A 6,254-nucleotide genomic window follows, 5' to 3' on the forward strand; every position below is an offset into this window, starting at 1 on the left:
TCATTGGATGGCGGCGATGTTGGCGGCGGGCGTCCAGCCGCCGCCGGCCGCGCGGTACAGCGCGATCCATGCGGCGTTGCGCTCGCGTTGCAGCGTCACGACGGCGTTTTCGGCGGCCAGCCGGGTGCGCCGCGCGTCTTCCAGCTGCAGCAGGCTGGCCAGGCCGTTTTTGTACAGGTCTTCGGTGGCGCGGAACGAATAGCGGTAGCCGTCCATCGCCACTTGCGCGTCGGCGCTGCGCTGCGCGGTGCTGCGAAGGTTGACCAGCGCGTCCTCGACTTCGCGCACGGCCTGGCGCACCGTTGCGCGGTAAGCGATGACGGCGTTGTCGTAGCGCGCGCGGGCGGCGTCGACGTTGGCCGCGCGGCGGCCGGCGTCAAATACGGGCACGCTCAACGCCAGCGGCCCGATGGTCCAGGTATCGAGCCTGGTATTCTCGCCGCCGGTGCGAAAGTTGGCGAGGCCGACGGCGCCCTGCAGCGACAGGCGCGGATAGCGGTCGGCCTGCGCGCTGCCGACTTCCGCGCTCGCCGCCGCGACTTCGCGCTCGGCGTTGAACACGTCGGGACGCTGCGCCAGCGTCTGGGCCGGCAGTGCGCTGATTTCGATCGGCGTCGCCGCAACGGCCGCGGCGCCGGCGATTTTCCGGCGCAGGTCGGGCTCGGGCAGGGCGGTCAGCACCACCAGCGCCTTGACGTCCAGGTCGCACTGGGCGCGCTGGGCGGTGGCGCGGCTGCGTCCTTCTGCGGCGCTGGCGCGCGCCAGCGCCGCGGTGGCCGGCGACTGGAAGCCGGCGTCGGCGGTCAGCTGGGTCAGGCGCGAGGTGTCGTCGCGCGAGGCGGCGTCCTGCTCGGCCACTGCCAGCAACTGCTCGCAGGCCCGCAGCGCATAATACTGGTTGGCGGTTTCGGCGGCGACCGATACGCGCGCCTCATGCCAGCCGGCGTTCGCGCCGGCCAGCCGCTCCTCGGCGGCGCGGCGTTCGGCGCGGCGCGCGCCGAACAGGTCGATTTCCCACGCGGCCTGGAATCCGGCCTGCGAAGTGGTATTGGTCGGCAGTTCGCTTTGCTGGCTCGAGCGGACGATGGTGGCCGCCGCATCGACCGACGGCAGCAGCGCCGCGCCGGCCGCCACGCGCTGGGCGCGCGACTGCGCGATGCGCGATCGCGCCGCCGACACGGTAGGACTGGCCGCCTGGGCCGAATCGACCAACTGCGCGAGCAGCGGATCGCCTTGCCGGCGCCACCAGCCGGCCAGGTCGGTCAGGCTGCCGTTGTGCGCCGGCGCCGCTTCCCACCTGGCCGGCGCCAGCGCATCGACTTTCGGCGCGGGAGGGGACAGGGCGCAGGCGCACAGCGCGAGCGGCGCGGCGGCGGTCATCATGATGCGGGCTATCTTCATGCTTTCTTCTTTCGTGGCTGTGTTTTTCGTTCAGCGGATTCCATGCGCGCCTTTTCTGCGTTGACCATCGCTTCGGCGTAGTCCACCAGGCGCTCGGTCCAGGTGTCGATCGCGGACTCGTTGGCCAGCAATTGCGGCGTGAGCTGCTCGACCACGTCGCGCGAGATCATCAGGTGAATCGCCATGCCGACCGCCGCGAACGCGAGGCGCGCGACGTCGTCGGCCGGCGCGGCGGCGCCGAGATGGCGGCCCAGCACCTGCACCAGGCCGGCGTGCGCGGGCCGGATGCCGTTGTCGATTTCGTCGAGCCACAGGCCGGTCGGCTCCAGCATTTCGCGGAACCAAAGGCGCATCGACAGGCGCTGCTGGTCGCCCTGCTTGAGCTGCCCGAGCAGCATCGCGTAGAACGCCGCCAGCGCTTCGCGCAGCGGCAACTGCGGATCGGTGAACGCCGCAACGTCCTTGCGCGGACAGGGCGCCAGGTCGCGGAACGCCGCGCGGTACAGCCCTGCCTTGTCACCGAAGTAGTAGCTGATCGACGCGACGTTGGTGCCGGCGGCGAGCGCGATTTCGCGGGTCGAGGTCAGGGTAAAACCCTGTTCGGCGAACAGGCGCTGCGCCGTCAGCAGCAGGCGTTCGCGCGACTGTGCGCCATCCGAGCGGGGCTTGCGGGTTTCGTCGTGAATGCTGTGGTTCGATTCTTCCATTTGTGAAATTACACCACAATTCTCAATCGCACGATATAAGTAAATCATTTGTTTGAATTAGCCGTTACATTTGCTTACAATTGAAACAAAGTAAGCTTCATCGGCTGAGCAAGTTGGGATATAAATATGCATGGGCACACATCGAATGCCACTTAGAGACCAATAATGAAAGCACAACAATTCTCCCTCATCATCTTCAGCGCCCTGTTATGGGCCGCGGCTCCCGCCGGCGCCCAGGCGCTCACCCCCGACCAGCAGGCTGTCCATGTCCTGAACCGGCTTGCATTCGGTCCGAAACCGGGCGACATCGAGCGCGTCAAGCAGATGGGCGTCGAGCGCTACATCGACGAGCAGCTGCACCCTGAAACCATCCCGATGCCGGCCGCGCTCACCGAGCGGATCGCCACGCTGGCCACCGTCCACCGAAAGGCTGGCGACGTGGTGGATCAATTCGTCGACTTGCGCAAGCAGGTGCGCAACGAGGACGAGGGCGCGAAGCAGAAGCGCCGCATCGCGCTCACCGCGATCGCGATGGAGACGGCCGAAGCGCGCCTGTTGCGCGCGATCGACAGCCCGCGCCAGCTCGAAGAGGTGATGGTCGATTTCTGGTACAACCACTTCAACGTCTTCTCCGGCAAAGGCATCGACCGCGCCTTGGTCGCCAGCTACGAGCGCGACGCGATCCGGCCTTACGTGCTCGGCTCCTTCCGCGAGATGCTGGGCGCCACCGCCAAGCATCCGGCGATGCTGTACTACCTCGACAACCACCTGTCCACCGTGGCCGGCTACACGCCGGGCAGGGTGCGCGCCTCGCTGGCGCTGACGCCCAAGGGCAAGGCCAGCGGCCTGAATGAAAACTTCGCGCGCGAGGTCATGGAGCTGCACACGCTCGGCGTGGACGGCGGCTACACGCAGAAGGACGTGACCGAATTGGCGCGCATGCTGACCGGCTGGACCTACGACCAGCGCACCCTGATGCTGAGCAACCAGACCTTCGTGTTCGACCGCGCGCGCCACGACAAGGGCGTCAAGCACTGGATGGGCATGGAGGTCAAGGACAACGGCCTGGCCGAAGGCGAGATGGCGCTCGACGTGCTGGCGATGCATCCATCGACCGCGCGCCACCTCAGCTACAAGCTGGCGCAGTACTTCGTGCAGGACGTGCCGCCGCCCGCGCTGGTGGACCGCATGGCGCGCATGTACCTGGCGTCGAAAGGCGACATTCGCTCGGTCCTGACCACGCTGTTCTCGAGCCAGCAGTTCATGGCGCCGGAAGCGGTCGGCGCCAAGTTCAAGACGCCTTACCAGTTCGTGGTGTCGGCGGCCCGCGCCAGCGGTGCGCCGGTGACCAACATCCAGCCGCTGCTCGGCACGATGGCCCAGCTGGGCATGCCGCTGTACGGCTGCCAGACGCCGGATGGCTGGAAGAACACCCAGGACGCCTGGCTCAATCCGGACGCGCTGACACGCCGGATTACCTACGCCACCGCGCTCGCCGCCGGCAAGCTGCCGCTGGCGAAGAAGCCCGCGATGACGGCGCCGGAACTCGACGCCACGCAATTGCAGGCAACGCTGGGCGGCGCGATTTCGAGCCGCACCCTGACGACGGTGGCCGGCACCGCGGAGCCTCTGCGCGCCGCCATGCTGCTCGGCAGCCCGGATTTCATGCAACACTAAAGCGGAGAATAACAAGATGAAACGCAGAGACTTCCTCAATTCGATGGCGCTTGGCGCCAGCCTGGTGCTGCCGGTCGGCCGCAGCGCATGGGCCGCCACCAGCGAGAATCCAACCAAGAAAAAACTGATCGTCGTGATGTTGCGCGGCGCGGTCGACGGACTGAACGTGGTGGCGCCGGTCGCTGACGAGAACTACCTGCGCCTGCGTCCGACCATCGGCCTGTCGGCTCCCGGCATGGAAGGCGGCGCGCTGGACCTGGACGGCTACTTCGGCTTGCATCCGGCGCTCGCCACGCTGCAGCCCCTGTGGCAGGAGAAGAAGCTGGCCTTCGTGCATGCCAGCGGTTCGCCCGACAGCACCCGCTCGCACTTCGACGCTCAGGACTACATGGAGTCGGCCACGCCGGGCCGCAAGAACACGCCGGACGGCTGGATGAACCGCCTGGTCACGGCGCTGCCCGGCACTCCTACGGCGAGCCGCGCGTTGTCGATCGGCCCTGTCATGCCGCGCATCCTGGCGGGGGCGTCGGGCGCGATGAACCTGCCGAACGTGGTTTCCGCGACCAAGGCCAACATCCTCGACCGTCCGGCGATCGGCGCCGCGTTCGACCAGCTGTACGGTGGCCACGAGCGCTTCGGCCGCGCCTACGCCGACGGCAAGAGCGCGCACAAGGAAGTGATGGAGGCGGCGGCGGCCGGCGAGATGATGAATCCGGCGGACGGCGGCGCGCCACTGCCGAACGGCTTCCCGGACGACGCCGCGCGCCTGGCCGCGCTGATGCGCAACGATCCGAAGATCCAGGTGGCCTTCATCGCATTGGGCGGCTGGGACACCCATGCCAACCAAGGCGCCGGCAAGGGCCAGCTGGCCAACCGACTGGCGCCGCTGGGCCATGGCCTGGCCGTGCTGGCGCAGCGCCTGGGGCCGATGTTCGACGACACCACGGTGATCGTGATGTCCGAATTCGGCCGCACCGCGCGCGAAAACGGCAACGGCGGCACCGATCACGGTCACGGCAACGTGATGTGGGTGATGGGCGGCGGCGTCAATGGCGGCAACGTGTACGGCGACTGGCAGGGCGTCGGCGACGCTGCCCTCAACGAGGGACGCGACCTGCCGGTGACGACCGACTTCCGCTCGGTGCTGGCGCAGGTGGCCGAACGCCACATGCGCATGTCCGACCGCCAGCTGGCGCAGATCTTCCCCATCATGCCGCAGCGTTCAGCGGGATTCCAGCTGATGAAAGCATAGTAGTTTTACGGTATTGCAGCGCAACATAAAGCGGACTATATTGGAACTGTCTCCTCCAATTTCCCGCAAATTGGATTACCGCCCGCCCCGCAAGGTCGCGGGCGTTTTTTTTCGGACGTCGTCAGCGCAGCGGCTTATCCCGCAATGTGAGGGTGAAGGTGCTGCCCACGCCGAACTCGCTCGACAACGACAGGCTTCCGCCCAGCAGGTTGGCCAGGTTCTGGCATAAATACAGCCCGAGCCCCGCGCCTTCGGCATGCCGGGTGGACGTGGAATCGAGTTGCGAAAACGCCTGGAACAGCTTGGCCTGGTCCTCCGCCCTGATGCCGGTCCCGCTGTCGGTAACGCTCAATTCCGTCACGACGTCGTCCGCGATGCTGCGCTGCGTCAGCGCGACCCGTATCGAACCCTGCTCGGTGAACTTGATCGCGTTGTTGACCAGGTTGATCACGATCTGCGTGAGCGCGCGCCGGTCGCTGGTGACGATGACGGGATCGGGCGGCAGGTCGACGGTCAGCGCCAGGCCCTTTTGCGCCGCCAGCGGCCGCAGCGAATCCGCCGTTTCCGTGATCAGCGCCTGGCAATGCACCGGCGCCAGCGCCAGCGTGACCTTGCCGGCCTCGATCTTGGCCACGTCGAGGATGTCGTTGATCAGCGAGAGCAGGTGGCGCGCGCTGGTGCGGATCGTGTTCAGCTGGCGGTCCTGGTCGTCGTTGAGCGGTCCGGGAAGCTTCATCAGCAGGGTCCCGGTGAAGCCGATGATCGCGTTGAGCGGTGTGCGCAATTCGTGCGACATATTCGCGATGAACGCCGACTTCATGCGGCTCGCCTCCGCCAGTTCGATGTTCTTGCGCGCGATCTCCTGGTTGTGCGCCTCCAGTTCGGCCGCATGCTGCGACAGCCGCATGTTCAGTTCGATGACCTGGCGTTCGCGCGCCTGCAGCTCGACGTTCACCTGCACCGCCTGTTCGTAGGTCGAGATCAGCAGGTCGAGCATCTGCTGGCGGCTGGCGTTGATGAAGTGCTTCTGCTCGCCCAGGTACACGCCGATGCCCGCTTCCGGCCCCGCATCCTGGCGCAGGCGTTGGTTCAGCAGCACCTGGCTGATGCGGTTCAGTAGGTAATCCTCGGAATAGGGCTTGCGGATGAAGTTGTCGGCGCCCGACTCGATGCCGCGGATGATGTCCTTGGCGTCGTTGAGCGCGGTGACGAGGATG

5 protein-coding genes are annotated in these 6,254 nt (G+C 66.9%); 2 read left to right on the plus strand and 3 right to left on the minus strand.

Annotated elements, in window-relative coordinates; all coding sequences use genetic code 11:
* Together AC1D02_RS19035 and AC1D02_RS19040 are read right to left on the minus strand one after the other, a co-directional pair.
* Entirely contained in the window at nt 1-1,401 is a 1,401-nt protein-coding gene (locus AC1D02_RS19035) for an efflux transporter outer membrane subunit (protein ID WP_477319740.1), read from the minus strand.
* Complete coding sequence (locus AC1D02_RS19040; protein WP_477319742.1) at nt 1,398-2,108, minus strand: CerR family C-terminal domain-containing protein; 711 nt, start codon at nt 2,106-2,108, stop codon at nt 1,398-1,400. The genes AC1D02_RS19035 and AC1D02_RS19040 overlap by 4 nt, the downstream gene beginning before the upstream one ends.
* 165 nt (nt 2,109-2,273) lie before the next feature.
* Here AC1D02_RS19040 and AC1D02_RS19045 point away from each other — a divergent pair, with 165 nt between their 5' ends.
* A complete protein-coding gene (locus AC1D02_RS19045) occupies nt 2,274-3,785 on the plus strand; it encodes a DUF1800 domain-containing protein (protein ID WP_477319744.1) in 1,512 nt (503 codons plus the stop codon).
* A 16-nt stretch (nt 3,786-3,801) separates the two neighbouring features.
* Nucleotides 3,802-5,037: a DUF1501 domain-containing protein gene (locus tag AC1D02_RS19050; protein WP_477319746.1), complete on the plus strand. Its 1,236-nt coding sequence runs from the start codon at nt 3,802-3,804 to the stop codon at nt 5,035-5,037.
* 121 nt (nt 5,038-5,158) lie between these two features.
* Here AC1D02_RS19050 and AC1D02_RS19055 read toward each other — a convergent pair.
* Nucleotides 5,159-6,254: hybrid sensor histidine kinase/response regulator (locus AC1D02_RS19055; protein WP_477319748.1), on the minus strand; the 1,096-nt coding region annotated here is incomplete at its 5' end.

The organism is Massilia sp. P1_C10, assembly GCF_056406475.1.

Coding starts and splice junctions, on each gene's coding strand:
- AC1D02_RS19050 (WP_477319746.1), top strand. CDS start 3,802: ATGAAACGCAGAGACTTCCTCAATTCGATGGCGCTTGGCGCCAGCCTG.
- AC1D02_RS19040 (WP_477319742.1), bottom strand. CDS start 2,108: ATGGAAGAATCGAACCACAGCATTCACGACGAAACCCGCAAGCCCCGC.
- AC1D02_RS19035 (WP_477319740.1), bottom strand. CDS start 1,401: ATGAAGATAGCCCGCATCATGATGACCGCCGCCGCGCCGCTCGCGCTG.
- AC1D02_RS19045 (WP_477319744.1), top strand. CDS start 2,274: ATGAAAGCACAACAATTCTCCCTCATCATCTTCAGCGCCCTGTTATGG.